The 1,968-nt window shown below is 71.2% G+C and carries 1 protein-coding gene; it reads left to right on the forward strand.

Annotated features, from left to right (window positions below; genetic code table 11):
* Positions 1-262: 262 nt before the first annotated feature.
* Positions 263-1,513: an HNH endonuclease signature motif containing protein gene (locus PSH25_RS24220; RefSeq protein ID WP_238661260.1), complete on the forward strand. Its 1,251-nt coding sequence runs from the start codon at positions 263-265 to the stop codon at positions 1,511-1,513.
* Positions 1,514-1,968 lie beyond the last annotated feature (455 nt).

Here is a 1,968-nt window from a genome sequence, read left to right on the forward strand (position 1 = left end):
GGCTCCAGGGGCGCGGCTCCAGCCAGTGGGGCGACTCCAGCAGTGCGGTTCAGCAGTGCCACGTGCGGGCACCTTCGGCCTCGCGGCGCGTGCGGGCACCTTCGGCCTCACGGCGCGAGCCGGCACCTTCGGCCTCACGGCGCCAGCGGGCACCTTCGGCCTCACGGCGCGAGCGGGCGGCTCCCAATGATCGACGAAATTAGTTCCACTCATTGATCAACACGAACCCGAAGTTGTCGTACACCAGTTCTATTCTGATTTCATGTTGGAGGCGTTAGAGCAGGTGGGCGGTGCGGTTGACGACTGCGCCGAGGCCGCGCTCTGGGGGCTCTCCGATGACGAGTTGCTTGCGTCTCTCGACGCGACTCAGGTGCTGGCGCAGCGGTTGGCCACCGTTCAGCTCGGTCTGGTGCGCGAGTTGGATGGTCGCGGGCTCGCGGTCGCCCAGGGCGCCTCGTCCACGGCAGTCTGGCTGCGGGAGCGGCTCCGGCTCTCCGGTCGCAATGCGCGCCACCTGGTCCAGCTCGCCGCCACCATCGACGCCGCCCCGCCGGCGGTGCGCGACGCGCTGCTCAGCGGTGCCATCACCGTCGAGCAGGGTCGGGTGGTGGCCGAGACGATCGCCGCCCTCCCGGTGGAAGCAGGTCCCGAAGTGGCGGACAAGGCCACCCAACTGCTGGTCACCTGGGCTGACCGTTTCGACCCGACAAGTCTGAGCCGGCTTGGCGAACGCGTCCTCACGCACGTCGCCCCGGATCTGGCCGACCAGGCTGAGCTGAAGGCTCTGGAGCGGGCCACCGAGCGGGCCGAGGCCCGCCGGCACGTCACGCTCTCCGAGCAGGAGAACGGGCAGGTACGCCTCAGCGGCAACCTCGACACCGAAACGGCGAGCCTGCTACGCGAGGCGATTGATCCGCTCTGCGCCCCAGCCGGCGAGCACGATGACCGCAGTCCTGGTCAGCGCCGCGCCGACGCGTTGGGCGAGATCTGCCGACTGGCGCTACGCACCGGTCAGCTGCCCGACAACGGCGGCGACCGTCCTCAGGTGGTGGTGACCGTGTCTATGGGCGATCTGGTCAACGGCGTACGCGCCGGAACACTGGAGACCGGTACGCGCCTCACCCCTGGTGCGGTCCGCCGCCTGGCCTGCGACGCAGGCGTGCTGCCGGTCGTGCTGGGCGGCAACAGTCAGGTCCTGGACGTCGGCCGCCAGCGTCGGCTCTTCACCGGCCCGTTGCGGCGCGCGCTGGTCCTGCGCGACGGCGGTTGCGCCTTTCCTGGTTGTGATCGGCCACCGAGGTGGTGCGACGGTCACCACATCCGACACTGGGCCGACGGTGGGACGACCGCGCTGGACAATGCCGTGCTGCTCTGCGGCTACCACCACCGGTTCATCCACCGCGGCGACTGGACAGTCCGTATCGCAGCGGACGGCCGGCCCGACTTCCTCCCGCCCAGCTGGCTCGACCCGCTGCGCACTCCACGTCGCAACCTCTACCACCGGCGCTGCTGATGCCGCCGACCACGCCCACGCCGCCCGAAACCGCACCCCTCGACCCGCACCCCACGACCCACGACCCGCACCCCACGACCCGCGCCCCCACGACCCACGGACCCGCGCCCCACGACCGCGACCCGCGCCCCCACAACCCACGACCCACGACCGCGACCCGCGCCTCACGCGACAAGCCCGCTGGCCCTTGCCGCCCCAAGGTGCGTCTCCCGGTGATCGACTCGGTTTCCTGGAAATCGGGGTATCCCACCAGCCCAGACACCGCGACTTCTTGGAATCCGAGTCGATCCTGCGCGCGCGGCGGACGCGGCGTGGAAAGCACGGCGGGCGCCCGGCGCCGGAGCACGCGCACAAAGGCATGACGGGGCACGACGGGCACGGGCACGGAGCGCGGCACGGCGAGCATTCGGCACGGGCGCATGGAGCCAGCGCGGGGGCGCACAGCCGGCGCGGAG

The sequence above is a fragment of the Micromonospora foliorum genome (genome assembly GCF_022229015.1).
Classification (GTDB): Bacteria; Actinomycetota; Actinomycetes; order Mycobacteriales; family Micromonosporaceae; genus Micromonospora; species Micromonospora foliorum.